The organism is Nannocystis exedens, from assembly GCF_002343915.1.
GTDB classification, from domain to species: domain Bacteria; phylum Myxococcota_A; class Polyangia; order Nannocystales; family Nannocystaceae; genus Nannocystis; species Nannocystis exedens.
The window spans coordinates 506,483-525,293 of sequence record NZ_NETK01000001.1 but is presented as its reverse complement, the minus strand read 5'-3'; the positions used below and the strand labels follow the sequence as shown (position 1 = coordinate 525,293).

The window sequence follows — 18,811 nt, the reverse complement described above, 5'->3', positions numbered from 1 at the left end:
GCCGTCGTGTCGTCGCTCGCGCTCCACCTCGCCCTGCTGCTGGCGGCCGACCCGCGCGCGTACGACGGGCCGGACGCGGCGCCGGACGTAGCTGCCCCGGAGGACAGGCCCGATTGGACATTCTCCAAGGGACCTGTCCCGAAGAGCATGCCCGAAGAGCCAGGCGCGGCGGGCGACGGCGCCGGCGAGCAGGCGAGCCCGGGGGCGCCGGTCGCGAGCGCGCCCGCGAGCGCGCCCGCGAGCGCGCCCGCGGCGACCGGCGGCGAGCTGCTGCCGGGCGAGTCGCGCGACATCGAGGTGACGACCGACCTGCTCGGCCGCTCGACCCGGGTCGACGCCCACCGCCACGCGGGCGGGCGGCAGGTGGTCGACGTCGACCAGTCGAAGGCCCAGGGCGCGAGCGGGGTGGCGGAGCTGCTCGACAAGGTCCCGGGCGTGCGCGCGGTCGAGGGCGCGTCGGGGCTCGGGACGTCGGCGACCAAGCTGAACCTGGCGGTCCGCGGCGCCGACCCGCGGCTGTCGGAGCAGGCGACGGTGCTGCTCGACGAGGTGCCGGTGGCGCCGGCGCCGTACGGCGCGCCGTCGATGGTGCTGTTCCCGCTGTCGCTGTTCCAGATCGCCCGCGTCGACACGGTGCGCGGCGGCTCGTCGGTGCGCTTCGGGCCGTGGACGTCCGGCGGCGTGTTCAACATGGTCTCGCACCCGATCCCGAAGAACCCGACGGTGGCGGTGTTCGCCCAGTCGGACCAGTTCGGCGACGCCGGCGCGGCGGCCTCGTACGGCGGCACGCACAGGGGCATCGGCGTCTACGTCGAGTACGCGCCGCGGTTCGGCAAGACGTACCGCGAGCACAGCGAGTTCCAGAGCCACGGCGGGATCCTCAAGTTCGCGGTGCCGGTGACGAAGCGGCTCGAGCTGCTGTCGAGCACGCACCTGTTCTGGGAGAAGACCAACCTCCCCGGCGGCGTCGACTCCGAGACCTACGAGAAGGACCGGTTCGCCAGCATCCGCCCGTACGACAGCTTCAACGGCCACCGCGAGGGCACGAGCCTCAAGCTGCACTGGCGGCCCAGGGCCGAGCACGAGCTGCAGGTGATCGCGTTCTACAGCCACACGCTGCGGCGCGTGGTCCAGGCGACCAACGAGGACCGCAACCTCGGCGCGGCGCCGACGTTCCTGCTCGTGCAACCGCGGGCGTTCGACGTGGTCGGCATCGAGCCGCGCTACGCGTTCCGCGTGCGCCACCGCGGCGGCTTCCACGACCTCTCGATCGGCACCCGCGGGGTGTTCGAGACGGCGCGGATCCGCGGCTTCCGCGTCGAGTTCCCCGAGCGCCCGGGCGACAAGCTCGAGGCCGACGGCGACTCGCGCGTGTGCCCGCGCGGGACGATCCTGCCGGAGGGCTCGCCCAACGCGCTGCGCTGCTTCGACGGCCGGATCGGCGGCTACTCGCTGTACCTCGAGGACAAGATCTACCTGCTCGACACCAAGCTCGTGCTGACCGGCGGCGTGCGCCTCGAGCTGACCAAGCAGAGCTTTTACAACGTGCTCGAGGGCCTGAGCTACCCGCGGCCGCTGTACGGCGGGCCGCTGCCGGCCGCGTCGCTGTGGTACGGCGGCGACCACGTCGGGCTCTACCTCGGCTACGGGCGCTCGTTCGGGGCCCCGAGCTACCTGTCGGGGGCGATCCAGCCGATCAACCCCGGGGAGGCGATGGGCCGGGCGCTGCGCTTCATCAAGCCCGAGCTGGCCGACACCGTCGAGGCCGGCGTGAAGCTGATGGAGCTCGGCGGGGTGTACGCGACCGTCGACGGCTGGTACCGCTACTTCAACAACCTGCGCGACGAGGGCGAGAACGCGATCGACATCATCCCGGCGGCCCACACCTACGGCGCCGAGGTCGACCTCGAGTGGCTGCCCGGCGAGGTGTGGGAGAAGGTCGACGGGCTCGAGCTCAACGTCGGCTACGCGTACAACGGCAGCCGCGTGCTGCGCGACCTCTACACCGGCAACCGCATGCCGTGGTACCCGGCGCACGAGGTGTGGGGCTCGGCCAGCTACGAGGCGCCGTTCGGCCTGCGCGTCGGCACCAAGGTCGAGTTCGTCGACAAGCAGTACACCGACTACGCCAACTGGGACGCCCCGCGCGCGACCGGCGAGGTCGGGACGATGCCGGCCTACACGCTGATGGGCGCGTGGCTCGGCTACCGCGCCGGCCTGCCCGCAGGCTGGCGGCTCGAGGCGACCGTCGGCGTCAAGAACCTGCTGAACGAGCAGTGGTTCACCCGCTCCGACGACATCAACGGCGGCATCCTGGCCATGCGCCCGCGGACGTTCTACTTCAACCTGGGCTTCGCCCACGAGTGGATCCGCGGCAAGGCCGGCGAGCAGGCCCGCGCGAGCTGGAGGCGCGGCAAGGTCGACCGCCGGGTCTGGACCGCCGGGGTGCGCCGGATCGAGCGGTGGTTCTGGCGCACGTGGGGGGCCATGCTTTGAGGACATGCTTTGAAGAGCATGTCCGGAGGGACATGCCCCTATGAGCACGCGGAGAAGGCTGTTCAAGCTGCACCAGGCGGTCGGCGCGACGCTGTCGGCGGTGTTCGCGGTGATCGCGTTGACGGGGGCGATCCTGGTGTTCCGCGGCTGCATGAAGACGCCGCCACCGTCGGCCCCGGTGATCGAGCAGCCTCTGCCGCTGATGGAGCTGCTGGCGCGCGCCCAGCGCGAGGCCGGCGACGAGGTGATCACCGACATCGGCCTGGCCACCGAGCCCGACGAGCCGTGGGTGTTCTGGGTCGACGACGACGACGAGACGGTGCTCTACTTCGCCGGCGACGGGGCGCTGATCGAGCGCCGGCGCACCGCGGGCGGGCTGACGCAGCTGCTGTTCAAGCTGCACACCGGCGAGATCGTCGGTCTGCCGGGGCAGGCCGCCGCGCTGGCCGCGGGCCTCGGGATGCTCGCGCTGGTCGTCACCGGCCTCGGTATGATCGTCAGCCGCCGCCGCTCGCGCGGCTGAGCGAAAGGACAGACGCGAATGCACCTGGTGCTGCAAGAGCCCGAGATCGAGGGCGTGTCGATCCTCTACAGCGTCGAGCGCCTGGTCGCGCACATCAAGACGCGGTACCAGGAGGCGATCGTCGCCGACACGAGCGCGTACGGGCGGATCTTGTTCCTCGACGGGCTGGTCCAGTCGGCCGAGGCCGACGAGGCGCTCTACCACGAGGCGCTGGTCCACCCGGCGCTGGTGCTGCACGGCCGGCCGCGGCGGGTGCTGGTCGGCGGGACGGGCGAGGGCGCGGCGCTGCGGGAGATCCTCCGTCACCGCTCGGTCGAAAAGGTCGTGTCGGTCGACCTCGACGCGGAGGTGGTGGCGCTGTGCAAGGAGCACCTGCCGTCGTGGCACGCCGGCAGCCTCGACGACCCGCGGGTCGAGCTGCGCACCGAGGACATCTTCGACACGCTGCGTCGGGCCGAGCCGGGCAGCTTCGACGCGATCGTCCTCGACGTCACCGACCCGACCGACGAGGGGCCGTCGGCGGCGCTGTTCTCGACCCGGTTCTTCGAGCTGGTGCTGCGCGCGCTGGCCGGGGACGGGGTGTGCGTGCTGCAGGCCGGCGAGCTCGACCCGCTCGACCTCAAGCTGGCCCGCACGGTCCGCAGCACGCTGCAGGCGGTGTTCCCCCACGTCCGCTTCGCCCACGGCTTCGTGCCGTCGTTCCACTGCCTGTGGGGCTTCGCCCTGATGTCGCGCCGGCCGCTCGAGGCCGAACCGCCCGACCTCGCCGCCCGGATCGCCGCGCTCGGCGAGCTGCAGTGGTACACGCCGGTCAGCCACCGCGCCGCGCTCGAGCTGCCGCCGATCCTGCGCCGCCGCATCGAGCAGCCGGGCGCGGTGATCACCGGCGACGGCGAGCTGCTGTCCTATACGACAGGTCCCCGAGGACAGGGCGATTAGGCCAGGTTTAAAGGGACATGTCCGTATGGTCTGGAGCAGGACGAACCAGCTGATCGTCGCGGCGGCGGAGGGCCTCGGGGCCCGCGCCGAGCCGCTCGGGCGCGAGCACACCGACTACTTCATGCGCCTGTCGCTCGGCGAGCGGCGGGCGATCGTCAGCAAGACGCGCTCGCCGTTCCTGACGCAGGTGGCCCAGGGCCTGGCGAACAACAAGCACCTGAGCCGCGAGCTGCTGCGGGCGCGCGGGCTGCCGTGCGCCGAGGGGGTGCTGGTCGACGAGGCCGGCGACATCCACGGGCCGGCGGTGCGCGATCTGCTGGCGCGCCACGGGCGGCTGGTCGTAAAGCCCAACTGGGGGAACCGCGGGGTCGGGGTGGCGACCGACGTGCGCGACCTGGCGACGCTGGCGCGCGCGCGCGACCGAGCCCGCGCGATCGACCTCGACGAGGAGGTGCTGGTCGAGCCGTTCATCGCCGGGACGAACCTGCGGGTGGCGGTGATCGGCGGGCAGGCGATCGCGGCGGCCGAAGTGGTGCGGCCGAGGCTCGAGGCCGGCCGCAGCGCCGAGGCGCAGGTGGCGGCGCTGAACCGCGACCCGCGGCGCGGCACGTGGGCGGCGCCGAGCCTCTGTCCCATGGACCAGATCGAGGCGGAGGAGGATCTCGAGGGCCACCTCGAGGTCTACGGGCTGGAGCTCGACGCGCCGATTCCGGCCGGGCGCGAGGTCGAGATCACGGGCGAGGAGCTGGCGGTGATCGATCGAACCGACGAGGTCCACCCCGAGTGGCTGGCGGTCGCGGCGTCGGCGTGTGATCTGCTGGGGGTCGACGTCGGCGGGGTCGACCTTCGCGGGCCGATGGTTGCGTTCACGCGCCCGCCCGCCGAGGCCGCCGGCGCGGCGCTGTTGCTCGAGGTCAACGTGGTGCCTGCGCTGCACCTGCACGCGCTGCCGACCGAGGGGCGCGCGCGGCCGGTGTTCGCGGCGTTCGTCGCCTATTGCCTGCAGCTGCCGGGCGCGCCGCCGCCCTGCGCCGTGGTGCGGGTGTAGACCCGCCGGATGCGCCCGCGTGGGCCCGGGGCTGCAGGACGGCGGCGATGCGGTGAGAGGCGCCGTGCGTCGCTTGTCGGGTCCGGCGGGGTCGGCTATGCCGGCGATGAAGGAGTTTAAATTAGCGATGACGAGCAAGCACGATGGATGGGCGCGCGCAGCGAGCTGTGCAGCGCTGTGGCTGGGGCTCGGCTGCGGCCAGAGCGGCGGCACCACCGAGGCCGGCGAGACCGGCGAGACCGCCGCGAGCACGGCGGCGACCGCCGACACGAGCTCGGGCAGCGCCGCGACGACGACCGGGTCGGGCGGGCCGACGGAGGGCGGGAACACCGGCGGGGAGACCGAGGGGACGACCACGAGCGGCGGCCCGCAGACCACGGGCGAGACGACGACGACCAGCACGACGACCACCGGCGAGACGACCACCGGTGAGACGACGACCACGAGCACGACCGGCGAGACGACGGCGGAGACGACCACGACCGGCGAGACGACGTCGACGACGGGGGAGACGAGCACCGGCGGCAACGTGTGCGACGGGTTCGAGCAGCCGGGGTGCATCGACAAGGGCTGTCCCGAAGGACAGGAGTGCAACTTCGAGGTCGATTGCGTGCCGTCGGCGTGCATCTGCGACGAGGAGACGCAGCAGATCACCTGCACGGCCGACTGCGGCGGCGGCACCTGCGTCGACGCGGCGTTGTGCGACCCGGTGGCGTGCGACCTGTTCTGCGAGTTCGGGTTCAAGAAGGACGAGATGGGTTGCGAGATCTGCGCCTGCAACGAGCCGCCGGCCTGCGGCTGCCAGAGCGACGCCGACTGCGTCAAGGCCAGCCCGGGCTGCTGCTCGTGCAACATGGGCGGCACCGAGGTCGCCGTCGCCGCGGCCTGCGTCGACCAGCTCGAGCCGTGCCCGCTGCCGCCCGACCAGGTGCTGTGCCCGGCGGTCTACCTCTGCACCGACGCGCAGGCGGTGTGCGTGCAGGGGCAGTGCGCGCTGCAGTAGGGCGGGGCCGAGGGGGCGTCGCCGGGGGCGCCGGCGGGTGGTGCGTCGCTGAAGCTGTCGTGCCCGGGGTCCACCTCTGCACTGCCGTCGCGGCGATGTGCGTGCGGAGGCAAGCCTGCTTTTTCGTCGCGATGCCTCAGCGCTGGCCGGGTCCGGTGGTGCCGCTCGCGGAGGCGGCCACCCGACACCGGCGACGACCTCACCGGCACGGGCAACGCCGGAACCGAGCTCCGTCGCCCGACCATGGCGGCCGCCCGGCTCGAGCAGGCGGCCGCGCGATTCGAGCGCCGCCGCGCGACGCACGCGAGCCGGTGCCGCGGCGAGCGGGGGCTGGCTGGCGAGTGAGAATTCGGGAGGGCCGCATTGGGGTGCGGGTGGACAGCTGCGCCGCGCGCGACGCCTCTGCCCGGGCCGCGCGCGTACAGTCGATGCTCCTGGACATGCCTTGAAGAGCATGTCTTCCCAGACATGGTGTCATAGACATGCCCTGGAGGACGAGCGGCTCGGGCCGCGGGGCGGGCGGGCCGCCGCGGCTCGGGCGCTGGGAGGGGCAGCGGGCCGAGCGGAGGCTCGCGGGCGCCGGGCGGGCGGCGGACGGCGGGCGGCTCGCGGGTTTGCGCGCGCGGGCGGCCGGGCCACGCTGCGTCGAAGGAGTTCGATCATGCGATCTCTGCTCTTGTCGGCGGTCCTGTCGGTGGCGGCGCTGGCGTGCGACATCCTGCCGCCCGGCGTGGCGGTGCGGGCGGCCCGGGCGGTGCCGGTGGCGGCGGAGGTGACGGCGGAGACGACCGGGGCCGACACGGCGACCACGGGAGGGTTGTGCGAGGGGTTCAGGCAGCCGGGGTGCGTGCAGTCCGGGTGTCCCGAAGGACAGGTGTGCCAGAAGGGCCCGCAGTGCGTGCCGTCGCTGTGCACCTGCGACCCGCAGACGGGGCAGACGATCTGCAGCCTCGACTGCGGCGGCGGGGTCTGCGTCGACGCGGCCGCGCAGTGCCAGCCGGTGGTGTGCAAGCTGCTGTGCCCGTTCGGGTTCGAGGTCGACGAACGCGGCTGCGAGGTGTGCCGGTGCAAGCAGGAGCCGCGCTGCGGCTGCGTCAGCGACGAGGACTGCACCAAGGTGGTCGGCGGTTGCTGTCCCTGCGAGCTCGGGGGGCGCGAGCTGGCGATCGCGGGCGACTGCCTCGAGGCGCTGGCGCAGTGCCCGGTGCCGCCCGACGAGGTGCCGTGCGTGGCGATCGACCAGTGTACGGCCAAGGTCGCGCGCTGCGTCGCGGGCGAGTGCGTGCTGCAAAACTCGCTGTGAAGGCTGCCGGCCGTGCGAGGCGCTCGTTCCGGCCGCTCGCCGGCGGAATACAAGGCGGCGAGGCTCGGCGTGAGGGCAGGCCGGGCTCGGCGCTCGGCCCGGTCGGTCGCTGACGGTGACAGGAGCGGTGAGGCTCGGTGTGCGGGCAGGTCGGGCGTCCGGCGTCAAGGCGCGCGGGTCGTCGGCTCCTGGGGGCGGCGCGACCCTCTCTTCCGCGGACGGCTCGCCCGGCGCGGCCGAAGCGGCGGGGACCAGAATCGGGGCCGCGGGTGACCATTTCGTAATGTCCGAAAGGGCATGTTTGAAAAGACATGTTCCGGGCAGCTCGATCGGGGGCTGATTCGCGGGCGCGAGGGCGCGCAGGTGCGCGGAGCCGGAGGCGCGGTTCGGCGCGGCGGATCGAGCCCCCGCGGGCGCGCGCGGCGGTCTACTCTGCGGGCGTGGCGGAGGGCGTCCGGTGACGGAGGCGAGCGCGCGGCGGTCGGCCGGCGAGTCGGTGCTCGGCGCGCTGCGTGAGCGGCCCGAAGACCAGGACCTCTGGGACAGGTTGCGGGTGCGCCAATTCCCCGGGGCGCGCATCAACCTCGACCCCGGGTCGATCGCCACTCCGGCGCAGGCGGTGCGCGCGGCGATGCAGGGGTTCTGGGACGACGAGCTGTTCGCCTATCCCGAAGGACAGGTGCAGCGCGGGCGGGCGGAGCGTCGGCGGGCCCGCGCGCTGGCGGCCGCGCTGTGGGGCGGAGACCCGCCGGCGCTGACGGCCGGCACCAGCGAGGCGCTGCGGACGATCGGTCACGCGCTGCGCGAGCGGCTCGGCGGCGGAGAGGCGCCGCTGGTGCTGACGAGCGAGCACGAGCACCCGTCGGCGACGGCGGCGTTCGAGGCGGGGTTTCGCGCCGCGACGCTGCCCGATTCGGCGCTGCGCGACCCGGCGGCCGCGGGCGCGATCGCGGCGGTGCAGCGGCCGGCGATCGTGTTGCTGTCGCAGGTGACCTGTACGATCGGGCAGGTCGTGCCGGTGCGGGAGATCGCGGCGGCGGTGCGGGCGGCGGCGCCCGAGGTGTTCGTCATCGTCGACGCGGCGCAGGCGCTCGGGCTGGTGCCGCCGGCGCTGCCGGGGGCCGACTTCGTGGTCGCCAGCGGGCACAAGTGGCTGTTCGGGCCGCCCGGCACGGGCTTCGCCTGGACTTCCCCGCGGGCGCGGGCCGAACTGCCGCTGCTGGCCCCAGGCGGCGAGGAGAGCGGCGCGGCGGGGCTCGAGCGGCGTGGGACGCACGACTTCTCGATCTACGCGGGCCTGGCCGCGGCGCTGGATCTGCACGCGGCGCTCGGGCACGTCGCGCTCAAGCGGAGCCGCACCCTCGCGGCCTGGTCGGCGCGCGAGCTCCACGAGCGACTGGTCGCGGCCGGCGTGGCGCACCGGTTCTTCGACCCGATCACGGGCGAGGAGCGCGAGGCGCCGCCGACGGCCGAGCAACTGCTGGCGACGGTCAGCGTGGCGCTGCCGGGGGTCGACGTCGAGGCGGTGTGCACGGCGCTGCATCGGGCGGGGATCCACCTGCGCTGCGTGGTCGATCGCCGAGCGGGCAAGCGCACGCCGCTGCTGCGGCTGGGCGCCCCCTGCTACGAGAGCACGGCGCGGGTGCGGCGAGCGATCGAGGCGCTGGCGACCGCGGTGGTGGCGAGCCGGACGTGACGCGGCTGCGCGAGCGAGTTGCGAGCGATCGAGGCGATGAGGGACCACGGGGTAGCGAGGCGGACGTGATGCGTGGGGCCGCGGCTCGAGTTGCCGGAGGCGCGGGCGATCGAGCTGAAGCATCGCCAGCGGGAGACCATCCACGTTGCGCGGCGCGGGTGAGCGAGGATGCGGGAGCGCGGGGTCGCGGAGGGACGGGCCATGACTCGCGGCTGCGAGCGAACGTGATGGCTCCGCGGCCGGTCGACGAACGCGGCCTCAGCCGAACATGAAGGAGAGGCCGAGGACGAGGATGCCCCGGCGGCGCTTGTCGGGGAGGATCCGCAGGTCGTAGTCGGCGCCGAGAGCGAGCGCGGCGCCGGGGCCCTTGCCCTTGTCCTTGCCGAGGCGGAAGGCGTAGCCGAGGCCGACTTGACCGCCGTAGCCGGGGGTGCGCGTCGTGATCTCGCGGGCGACCGGGACGTGGCTGATCGCGCCGGCGCCGGCGCGGAGATAAAAGCCGCGGGTGACGTTGACCTGGATCATCGCGTCGAGGCCGGCGCCGACCTTCTGGTCCTTGTCGAAATAGATCGTCATGTGGGCCATGGTGCCGAGCGCGATTGCGGGGGACAGGCGGGCGCCCAGGGTCATGTGGGTGCGCGCGGCCGGCATGGCGTCGTTGCGCAGCGGCACGAGGGCGGGGCGCCAGGCGAACTCGGCGAACACGCCGCGCTTGAAGTCGGTCGCGACCTCGCCCTCGCTCGCGCGCGCGGGCCGGGGGGCGATCACGGCGAGGGCGGCGAGGAGGGCGAGGAGGACGAGCTTGGCGGAGGCCGGCAGGCGGACGGGGCGGGGATAGGCGAGGGCGGTCATGGCGTACCTGTGGACCCGGCGAACCGCGAACCGATTTCCTCGCGGTGCGTGCCGGCGGTCCCCCAACGACCGGCCTGCGCGGGCTCTTACAGGCCGCTCAGGCGAGCGCGCGCGCGTAGGCGTCCGCAGAGAAGCCGACCAGGGCGAGCGCGCCGCGGGTGAAGATCGGGCGCTTGACGAGCAGACCGTCGGCCGCCAGCGCGGCGATCATGGCGTCGTCGTCCATGGCCTTGAGCCGCTCGCCGAAGCCGCCGGCGCGGTAGGCCTGGCCGGAGGTGTTGAACAGCTTGCGCGCGGGCAGACCGGAGTTCTGCTGGATCGCGCGCAGCTCGGCGGAGGTCGGGGCGCGGACGGTGAGGTCGACGACGTCGTAGGCGACGTGGTGCGCGTCGAGCCAGCGCCGCGCGTTGCGGCAGGTGTCGCAGCGAGGATGGGCGAAGAGGACGGCCGTCATGGCGCGCGGGACCGTACCACAGGGGCGCTGGCGCGCGCGGTCGCGAGGGTCGTCTGCACCTGTCCGTAGAACCATGCGCGGCGGCCCGGGCCGGGTCTTCGCGGCCGCACGGGGGCTGGCGCTGCCTAGGCAACGCCGACGAACGCATGTACAAGGGTTTGCCGCGCATCGCCGGCGCGGCGCCTCCCCACGAGTCCGCGCCATGTCCAAGCTCTCGCTCCCCGTCGCTGCTGCTGTGGTCCTCTCGTCACTCTCGCTGCCGGCGGCGGCGCAGGAGCCGGAGGGCGCGAAGGCGGAGGGGTCGATCTCGCTGGCGCCGGCCGGCGCCGAGGCCAAGGGCGACGCCAAGGCCGGCAAGAAGAAGCGCGAGAAGAAGGCGAAGGATCGCAGCGGGGTGCCGTGGATCAAGCGCTACCGGCCGACGGCGATGTCGGGCGAGTTCGGGATCTTCGCCGGCCTGATGTTCCCGGCCCGCGACCACGAGCTGTACCTGCCGCCGCAGCCGGGCGAGCCGCCCAACTGGCAGCCGTACAAGACGGTCGCGCCCGACATCGGCCTGCGCGCGGGCTTCTATCCGCTGTCGTTCCTCGGGCTCGAGCTCGAGGGCGCGATCATGCCGACGAAGACCGAGAACGACGGCAAGGGCGCGGTGCTCGGCGGCTTCCGCGGTTACGCGCTGGCGCAGCTGCCGTACCGGATCTCGCCGTTCGTGCTGATCGGCGCCGGGCTGCTCGGCACGTCGGGGCTCGGCGGCGACGTCGACCCGGCGATCCACTTCGGCGGCGGCGTGAAGTTCTACATCAACGACTACCTGGCGCTGCGCCTCGACGTCCGCGACAACGCGACCGCCCAGTACGCGATCGACGGCGGCCGCACGCACCACCTCGAGGTGCTGCTCGGCCTGTCGTTCGTGCTGCGCAAGAAGCAGCCGGCCGCGAAGGACGATCCGGACAGCGACGGCGACGGGTTCAAGGACTCGGTCGACAAGTGCCCGACGACCCCGGGCGTGGCGCCCGACGGCTGCCCGGTGGCGGTCGAGGGCGACGCCGACGGCGACGGCTTCCTCGACTCGGTCGACGCCTGCCCGCAGGAGCCGGGCATCGCGCCCGACGGCTGCCCGGAGAAGGACCGCGACGGCGACGGCTTCGTCGACAGCAAGGACAAGTGCCCCGACGACAAGGGCATCGCGCCCGACGGCTGCCCGCTGCCCGACAAGGACAAGGACGGGATCCCCGACCGCGACGACAAGTGCCCGGCGATCCCGGAGACCCGCAACAACTACCAGGACGACGACGGCTGCGCCGACGAGGTCCCGCGCGCGGTCACCAAGTTCACCGGCGTCATCAAGGGCATCTACTTCGACGTCGACAAGGACACGATCAAGAAGACGTCGCGCGGGACGCTCGACAACGCGGTCAGGGTGCTGAAGGACTTCCCGTCGGTGAAGGTCGAGATCAGCGGCCACACCGACAGCTCGGGCGACCGCGACCACAACGTCGACCTGTCGAAGCGGCGCGCCGACGCGGTCAAGAAGTACCTGACCGACAAGGGGATCGACTCCGCGCGGATCACGACCCGCGGCGCCGGCCCCGACGAGCCGATCGCCGACAACAACACCAAGGCCGGCAAGGCCAAGAACCGCCGCATCGAGTTCAAGCTGCAGTGAGCCGCGGCCGCCGGCGCGCGCGCCTGGGCCCGCCGCGCCGGTGACGGCGAGGGCGGCGCGGATCGGGTATCGTGCCCGCCATGTCAGCCACGCCCTCCGCCCCGGGCCCGATCGAGGAGGCCACGGTCCTCGCCGTCGTCGGCGAGCTCATCTTTGCCGTCGGCGACGGACGCGGCCTCGGCCACCTCAACCTCGACGCGTCGCTCGAGCGCGAGCTCGGCCTCGGCAGCCTCGAGCGCGTCGAGCTGCTCGGCCGCCTCGAAGCCCGCCTCGGCGTGGTGTTCCCCGAGGAGGCGCTCAGCGTCGCCGACACGCCGCGCCAGCTGGTCGCGCTGGCCCGCAAGGCGCGCGGGGATGGCGCCTCGGACATGCCCGAGAGCACAGGTCCGAAAGCGCATGTCCCCGAGGACCTGTCCCTTCCGACCGAGCCGCCGGCGCCGGCGCCCGCCGCCGCGCAGACGCTGATCGAGGCGCTCGAGCACCACGTGGCGCACGCGCCGGGGCGGGTCCACATCATGCTCCTGCGCGAGGACGGGCGCGAGGAGGCGATCACCTACGCGGCGCTGCGGCGCGACGCGGGCCGGGTGGCGGCGGCGCTGCGGCGGCGCGGGCTGAGGCCGGGGGGCAAGGTGGCGATCATGCTGCCGACGTCGCGCGGGTACTTCGCGGCGTTCATGGGCGCGCTGCTGGCCGGCGGGGTGCCGGTGCCGCTGTACCCGCCGTTCCGCCTCGACCGGATCGCCGAGTACATCCAGCGCGAGGCGAAGATCCTGGCCAACGCCGAGGCCGAGGTGCTGATCACGTTCGCCCGCGCGGCCAGGGTCGCCGAGCTGGTGCGTGACCAGGTGCCGGCGCTCGGGCAGGTGGTCGACGTCGACGAGGCGCTGGCCGACGCCAGCCTCGACACCGCGGTGGCGGCCGACCTGCGCGGGGACGACACGGCGCTGCTGCAGTACACGTCGGGCAGCACCGGCGACCCCAAGGGCGTCGAGCTGACGCACGCCAACGTGCTCGCCAACATCCGCGCGGCGGCCGAGGGCTGCGCGCTGCGGGCCGGCGACGTGATGGTCAGCTGGCTGCCGCTCTACCACGACATGGGGCTGGTCGGCGGGTGGCTGATGAACCTGTACTTCGGGACACCCACGGTGATCCTGTCGCCGGTGACGTTCCTGGCCCGGCCGGAGCGGTGGCTGCAGGCGTTCTCGCGCTACAAGGGCACGATCGCCTGCGCGCCGAACTTCGCGTTCGACCTGTGCGTCAAGCGGGTGCCGCCCGAGACGATCGCGCCGCTGCAGCTCGGCCAGATCCGGGCGCTGCTCAACGGCTCCGAGCCGATCCTGCCGGCCACGCTCGATCGCTTCGCCGACCACCTCGCGCCCGCGGGCTTCCGCCGCGAGGCGCTGTTCTGCGCCTACGGCCTGGCCGAGAACATGGTCGCGGTGACGTTCCCGCCGCCGGGCCGCGGGCCGCTCGTCGACCGGGTCGAGCGCGCGACGTTCGAGGCGACGGGCGAGGCGCGACCGGCCGCCGGAGGCGCGCCCGAGAGCGAGGTGCTGCACTTCGTCGGCTGCGGCTCGGCGGTGCCGAACCACGAGGTGCGGATCGCCGACGAGGCCGGCGCGACGCTGCCCGACCGCCGCCAGGGCCGGATCCTGTTCCGCGGGCCGTCGGCGTTCAAGGGCTACTACCGCAACCCGGAGGCGACCGCGAAGGTCAAGCTGGAGGGCGGCTGGGTCGACTCGGGCGACCTCGGCTACCTCGTCGACGGCGAGCTGTTCATCTCCGGCCGCGTGAAGGACCTGATCATCAAGGGCGGCCGCAACTACTACCCGCACGAGCTCGAGGCCGCGGCCGGGGCGGTGCCCGGGGTGCGCCAGGGCTGCGTGGCGGCGTTCGCCGTGCGCGACGACGGCAGCGGCACCGAGTCGATCGTGGTGGTCGCGGAGACGAAGGAGGAGCGACCCGAGGCCCGCGCGGCGCTGCAGCAGAAGATCGGCGAGGCGATCGCGGGCACGGTCGGGATCCCGCCCGACCGCGTGGTGCTGACGGGGCCCGGCGCGGTGCCGAAGACGTCGAGCGGGAAGATCCGCCGCGGCGACACGCGCCGGCTGTACCTCGCCGGCGAGCTCGGCCGCGGGCACGGGTCGTTCGCCCGCCAGGCCGCGGGGCTGTACCTGCGCGGGCTGCCGCGCCGCGCGAGGGCGCTGGCCGGCCGCGCCGGCGAGGTCGCGTACGGCAGCTTCGCCCTCGGCACGTTCGGCGGCATGCTGGCGGCCTCGACCGCGGCCGGGCGCCTGATCCCGTCCGGCGCGCCGCTGCGCAAGTTCTCGCGCAACGTGGCGCGCGCGACGCTGACGACGATCGGCCTGCGCCCGAACGTGACTGGCCTCGAGAACATGCCCGAAGGGCCATGTATCCTGGCGCCCAACCACTGCAGCTACCTCGACCCGTTCGTGCTGCTGGCGGCGCTGCCCGACACGATCCGCTTCGTGGTCAAGGGCGAGTGCCGCGACAACCGGGCCTTCGGGCCGCTGATCCGCCGGGCCGGCCACGTGCTGATCGAGCGCCTGCAGGCGGAGCGCGCGCTGGCCGGGCTCGAGGCGGTGGCGGAGGTGCTGCGCGCGGGCGCGCCGGTGGTCGTGTTCCCGGAGGGCACGTTCAGCCGCGAGGCCGGGCTGCGTCCGTTCAAGCTCGGGGCGTTCCGCCTGGCCAGCGAGCTCGGCGTGCCGGTGGTGCCGATCGCGCTGCGCGGCACTCGCAGCGCCCTGCACGATGGGACATGGCTCCCGCGACATGTCCCGATCGACGTGCAGGTGCTGCCGGCCCTCGCGCCCGAGGGCAAGACGCTGGTCGACATCGTACGCCTGCGCGACCGCACCGCCGACGCGATCGCGGCGCACATCGACGAGCCTCGCCTGCACGCGGTGATGGTGGCGGGGATCCAGGGGCTCGATCCGAGCGAGCGCAGCTGAGGCCGACGAGGTCGCTCGACTCGCTCCGGTGACGGCGCAGGCGAACAAGCCTGGCGTCGGGCATCCGCGCCGCAGCGTCCGGTTCACGCGAGCGGGAGCTCGCGAAGTCGTGATGAGCGGCCCGGCGCTCGAGCGGGCAGAAGAGCGGCCGACGCAGCGGTTAGGGCCCGAGGCGAGGCGCGCGGGGGGGATCGATCCGCGATCCGCGGGCTGGGAGCGAAGGATCGGCGGCCAGGGGGTGCGCGGGGATCGGACCGGCTGCCGCGGTCGCCGGGCCGCGACGGAGCGGACAGTTCGCCGCCGGCGTCCCGTGAGCCTCGCTTGCGCAGGCCCTTTCACGCGACGAAGAGCGTCGCCGGCGCTGTCGACTCCGCAAGCGAGCGAGCCGAACTCGGCCGCCTCCGACGTCCGCTGCGCCGACGCGAAATGCACGGAGGAGCGCATGTCCTTGTGGTCGAACGGCGCTGGCTCGCCTCTTGCTGTTGCAGTGATCACGGTGCCGGGCACCCTCGGCTCGGGCCACGGGGCTGGCGGGTGGATCCACGGACGACGCGTCCGGCGGCCTCGCCGCCGGCGGACACATGACCGTTCGGCCATGCCGCGGCACGTGACATGAGGCGCATCGCCGGGTTGTTGAAACGCTGTGCGGGCGGGCTTAGCGTGAGGGCGTGTCCGTCACGACGCGCCGCTCGCTCTTGAAGGCCGCTCCCGCGCTGCTGTTCACCGGCTGTACACCGCCGGCCATCACCACGCCGCTGGTGAAGAAGAGCGCGACGGTGCGGGACGTGACGGCGGTGCACGAGTTTCAGCCGTCGCGCGACGGGGCCGGAGTGACGATCCGGCGCGCGCTCGGGCACCGCGGGTTGCCGGCGCTGGACCCGTTCCTGTTGCTCGACGAGATCCGCAGCGATCGGCCCGACGAGTACCAGGCCGGCTTCCCCGAGCACCCGCACCGCGGGTTCGAGACCGTGTCGTACGTGCTCGCGGGGGCGTTCGAGCACCGCGACAGCGTCGGCAACCACGGGCGGATCGGGGCCGGGGCGGCGCAGTGGATGACGGCGGGCCGCGGGATCGTCCACGAGGAGATGCCGCGCCAGCAGGGCGACGGGCAGCTGTGGGCCTTCCAGCTGTGGGTCAACTTGCCGGCGGCGGAGAAGATGACGAAGCCCCGCTACCAGGAGCTCGGGCCGGAGACGATCCCGACGCTGACCGTCGACGACGCGCAGGTGCGGCTGGTCGCCGGTGAGCTGGCCGGCAAGCGCGGGCCGGTCGACGGGGTGACGGTGCGGCCGCTGCTGATGGACGTGAGCCTCGCGGCCGGGGCGGCCCTGCGCCAGCACATCGCCTGCGACCTGACCTCGTCGTTCGCCTACGTGCTCGAGGGCGCGGCGCGGCTCGGCAGCGACGGCCGCAAATTGCTCAAGGGACAGGTCGGCGTGCTCGGCCACGGCGACACGCTGGCGGTCTCGAGCGACGAGGGGGCGCGCCTCTTGCTGCTCGCCGGCCGGCCGCTGGGCGAGCCGGTGGCCCGCCGCGGGCCGTTCGTGATGAACACCGACGAGGAGCTGCGGCAGGCGTTCGCCGACTACCGCGCCGGCCGCCTCATCGGCTGAGGCGGCCGGGCGCGCGCGGATGCGGGGGCCGACGTGCGGGGAGCCCGGCGCCCTCGCGGTGCAATGTCTTCAAGACGAGGCCGGCAGGCCGTCGTCGCGGCGAGCGACGAGCATGGCGCGGAGGACATGCGCCGAGGTACATGTCTTCATGCCCATGCCTTTAGGGACATGCCTCGAGGGGCATGTCCTCGGGTTCACTCGGCGGCCTCGACGCTGTGGACGGCGATCGGCAGGGTCACGGTGAAGGTCGAGCCCTGGCCGGGGGCGCTGCGGGCCTCGATGCGCCCGTGCATCATCTCGGCGTAGTGGCGGCTGATCGACAGGCCGAGGCCGGTGCCGCCGTACTTGCGGGTGGTCGACTCGTCGGCCTGGCGGAACGGCTGGAACAGCTCCTCGAGGCGGGCGGGGTCGATGCCGATGCCGGTGTCCTGGACGGCGACGACGAGCTGCTCGCCGCGCGGCCCGGCCTCGCGCGAGACCCGGAGGCCGACGACGCCGCGGTGGGTGAACTTGCAGGCGTTGCTGAGCAGGTTGATGATGATCTGCTTGACCTTGGTGCGGTCGAGGGCGACGGCGCCGAGGCCGGGGCAGGCGGCGATCTCGAGCCGGTTGTCGTTCTTGCGGGCGAGCGGCTCGATGGTGGCGACGACCTCCTCGACCAGCTCGTCGACCGCGAAGTCCTCGACGAACAGGTCCATCTTGCCGGCCTCGATCTTGGAGACGTCGAGGATGTCGTTGATCAGGTCGAGGAGGTGGCGGGCGGCGCCGCGGATCTTGCCGAGATCGCCGAGGTCGAGCCGGCGCCCGCCGTCGCTGCTCTCGTCCTCGAGCAGCTCGCTGTAGCCGATGATGGCGTTGAGCGGGGTCCGCAGCTCGTGGCTCATGTTGGCCAAAAAGGCGCTCTTGGCCCGACTGGCGTCGATCGCCGAGTCGCGCGCCGAGACGAGCTGCTTGTTCAGGAGGTGGAGCTGCTGGTTCAGCCGCTCGAGCTCGGCGGTGCGCTCGCGGACCCGCTGCTCGAGCTCGTCGTGGGCCTGGCGCAGCGCGAGCTGGGCCCGCTTCTGCTCGGTGATGTCGGTGAGGACGGCCAGCAGATGGTCGCGGTTCTGCAGGCGGAAGCGGGCGCCCCGCAGCTCGACGATGTAGGTCCGGCCGTCGTGCGTCACGGCTGTCCCTTCGGATAGGAAGTGACCGTGGTCGTGGACGGCCGCCCGCATGCGGGCGAACAGGTCGGCGCCGCCCGAGGCCGCCAGCAGGTCGGCGAAGCGCCGGCCGGCGAGGTCGTCGCGCGAGCAGCGGAACAGCCGCGAGGCGGCCGGGTTGGCCTGCACGACCACGCCGGCGTCGTCGAGGATCAGCAGCGCGTTGGTGCCGGCCTCGAAGATCCCGCGGTACTGCTCCTCGCGGCTGCGCAGCTCGTCCTCCTGCTGCTTGCGGGAGAAGAAGCCGGGGATCTCGTAGCGCGTGACGTGCCGGGCGAGGTGCGGCTGGCCGTGGAGATAGGCGTCGATGTAGCCCTCGATCCGCGAGGGATGAGCCATGATGAAGCGGCAGTGCTCGTCACCCTTGGCCCGGCAGAGGATCTCCGTCGCCACCAGCGGGACGCCGAAGCTGGCCTCGCACCAGCCCGAGGAGTAGCCCGCGTTCATCACGCACACCGGAAAATCGGTGCGCTTGCCGGCGTCGATCCACGAGTCCGACTCGAACGAGTAGGGGTGATCGTAGAGGAGGTAGAAGCTCTCGTCCGGGGCCGGACGACTGTCTGGCGAGATGTCCACGAAGGCCCAGCCGGAGTGCGAGAAGTGGATCGGCCCCGCGGACAGCCGGGCGATCGGATCTTGCAACTGCATGCGCTCCGCAAAATCGTTGGCGTCGGCCAGGCCCATGGCGTGAGCGATGTCGAACAAGAGGCTACGGGCGACCCCCAGGGCCTCGTCCTGGCCCTTGTCGCGGTACAGCCGCTGGACCATCTCGAAGAACTCGACCGACATGGCCCGCGCCCGCACCAGCATGTAGCGCTGGCCGAACACCTCGATGGTCGCCCTGTCAGGGACGTCACGCCGCTCGGCGAAGATCCGGCCCACGTACTCCTGCGCCTGCTCGAACAGCGGCTCGAAGCGAGGCGGGACGCGAACGGTCTTCAGCACGCTGCGCGATCATACGCATCGGCGATCGACGTCGGCAAGCGAGGCTCCCAGGCCGCACCGGATCTGCGATCGGGGGCAATGAACCGCGAGCAGGGTTCG

Annotated in this window: 13 protein-coding genes; 10 read left to right on the top strand and 3 right to left on the bottom strand. The window is 73.1% G+C overall.

Annotated elements, in window-relative coordinates:
• Positions 1-6: 6 nt before the first annotated feature.
• From NAEX_RS01935 to NAEX_RS01905, 7 genes are all read left to right on the top strand, one after another.
• On the top strand, positions 7-2,496 hold the full coding sequence (locus NAEX_RS01935; RefSeq protein ID WP_096325820.1) for a TonB-dependent receptor family protein: 2,490 nt from the start codon (positions 7-9) through the stop codon (positions 2,494-2,496).
• A 40-nt stretch (positions 2,497-2,536) separates the two neighbouring features.
• On the top strand, positions 2,537-3,019 hold the full coding sequence (locus NAEX_RS01930) for a PepSY domain-containing protein (RefSeq protein WP_096325819.1): 483 nt from the start codon (positions 2,537-2,539) through the stop codon (positions 3,017-3,019).
• Positions 3,020-3,037: 18 nt separating this feature from the next.
• Positions 3,038-3,958, top strand: a complete 921-nt coding sequence (locus tag NAEX_RS01925; protein WP_096325818.1) for a spermine/spermidine synthase domain-containing protein — start codon at positions 3,038-3,040, stop codon at positions 3,956-3,958.
• Positions 3,959-3,983: 25 nt separating this feature from the next.
• Positions 3,984-5,006 carry a hypothetical protein gene (locus tag NAEX_RS01920; RefSeq protein WP_096325817.1) on the top strand — a complete coding sequence of 341 codons (1,023 nt, stop codon included), beginning with the start codon at positions 3,984-3,986 and terminating at the stop codon, positions 5,004-5,006.
• A gap of 127 nt (positions 5,007-5,133) precedes the next feature.
• Positions 5,134-6,009: a hypothetical protein gene (locus NAEX_RS01915; RefSeq protein ID WP_096325816.1), complete on the top strand. Its 876-nt coding sequence runs from the start codon at positions 5,134-5,136 to the stop codon at positions 6,007-6,009.
• 661 nt (positions 6,010-6,670) lie between these two features.
• Positions 6,671-7,312: a hypothetical protein gene (locus tag NAEX_RS01910; protein WP_143141197.1), complete on the top strand. Its 642-nt coding sequence runs from the start codon at positions 6,671-6,673 to the stop codon at positions 7,310-7,312.
• 457 nt (positions 7,313-7,769) lie between these two features.
• A complete protein-coding gene (locus NAEX_RS01905) occupies positions 7,770-9,008 on the top strand; it encodes an aminotransferase class V-fold PLP-dependent enzyme (RefSeq protein WP_096325814.1) in 1,239 nt (412 codons plus the stop codon).
• Between the two features lie 258 nt (positions 9,009-9,266).
• Here the strand turns inward: NAEX_RS01905 and NAEX_RS01895 are convergent, their stop codons facing one another.
• Both NAEX_RS01895 and NAEX_RS49435 read right to left on the bottom strand, forming a co-directional pair.
• Complete coding sequence (locus NAEX_RS01895; RefSeq protein ID WP_096325812.1) at positions 9,267-9,860, bottom strand: hypothetical protein; 594 nt, start codon at positions 9,858-9,860, stop codon at positions 9,267-9,269.
• 97 nt (positions 9,861-9,957) lie between these two features.
• Entirely contained in the window at positions 9,958-10,314 is a 357-nt protein-coding gene (locus tag NAEX_RS49435) for an arsenate reductase family protein (RefSeq protein ID WP_170135377.1), read from the bottom strand.
• A gap of 202 nt (positions 10,315-10,516) precedes the next feature.
• Between NAEX_RS49435 and NAEX_RS54215 the strand changes: the two genes are divergently transcribed.
• The 3 genes from NAEX_RS54215 (at position 10,517) to NAEX_RS01875 (ending at position 16,565) form a co-directional block, all read left to right on the top strand.
• Entirely contained in the window at positions 10,517-11,980 is a 1,464-nt protein-coding gene (locus tag NAEX_RS54215) for an OmpA family protein (RefSeq protein WP_170135376.1), read from the top strand.
• A gap of 80 nt (positions 11,981-12,060) precedes the next feature.
• The gene (locus NAEX_RS01880) at positions 12,061-14,952 is read left to right on the top strand and encodes an AMP-binding protein (RefSeq protein WP_096325809.1); all 2,892 of its coding nucleotides are present in this window, start codon (positions 12,061-12,063) and stop codon (positions 14,950-14,952) included.
• A gap of 668 nt (positions 14,953-15,620) precedes the next feature.
• Positions 15,621-16,565, top strand: a complete 945-nt coding sequence (locus tag NAEX_RS01875; RefSeq protein WP_211302339.1) for a pirin family protein — start codon at positions 15,621-15,623, stop codon at positions 16,563-16,565.
• A gap of 194 nt (positions 16,566-16,759) precedes the next feature.
• On the opposite strand, the gene NAEX_RS01870 is transcribed toward NAEX_RS01875, so the two are convergent.
• Complete coding sequence (locus tag NAEX_RS01870) at positions 16,760-18,712, bottom strand: ATP-binding protein (RefSeq protein ID WP_096325808.1); 1,953 nt, start codon at positions 18,710-18,712, stop codon at positions 16,760-16,762.
• Positions 18,713-18,811: the final 99 nt, after the last annotated feature.

What these genes read in the sequence shown, in the direction of transcription:
- NAEX_RS01915 (WP_096325816.1), top strand. Translation starts at nt 5,134, where the DNA reads ATGACGAGCAAGCACGATGGATGGGCGCGCGCAGCGAGCTGTGCAGCG.
- NAEX_RS49435 (WP_170135377.1), bottom strand. Translation starts at nt 10,314, where the DNA reads ATGACGGCCGTCCTCTTCGCCCATCCTCGCTGCGACACCTGCCGCAAC.
- NAEX_RS01930 (WP_096325819.1), top strand. Translation starts at nt 2,537, where the DNA reads ATGAGCACGCGGAGAAGGCTGTTCAAGCTGCACCAGGCGGTCGGCGCG.
- NAEX_RS01895 (WP_096325812.1), bottom strand. Translation starts at nt 9,860, where the DNA reads ATGACCGCCCTCGCCTATCCCCGCCCCGTCCGCCTGCCGGCCTCCGCC.
- NAEX_RS01920 (WP_096325817.1), top strand. Translation starts at nt 3,984, where the DNA reads ATGGTCTGGAGCAGGACGAACCAGCTGATCGTCGCGGCGGCGGAGGGC.
- NAEX_RS01925 (WP_096325818.1), top strand. Translation starts at nt 3,038, where the DNA reads ATGCACCTGGTGCTGCAAGAGCCCGAGATCGAGGGCGTGTCGATCCTC.
- NAEX_RS54215 (WP_170135376.1), top strand. Translation starts at nt 10,517, where the DNA reads ATGTCCAAGCTCTCGCTCCCCGTCGCTGCTGCTGTGGTCCTCTCGTCA.
- NAEX_RS01880 (WP_096325809.1), top strand. Translation starts at nt 12,061, where the DNA reads ATGTCAGCCACGCCCTCCGCCCCGGGCCCGATCGAGGAGGCCACGGTC.
- NAEX_RS01910 (WP_143141197.1), top strand. Translation starts at nt 6,671, where the DNA reads ATGCGATCTCTGCTCTTGTCGGCGGTCCTGTCGGTGGCGGCGCTGGCG.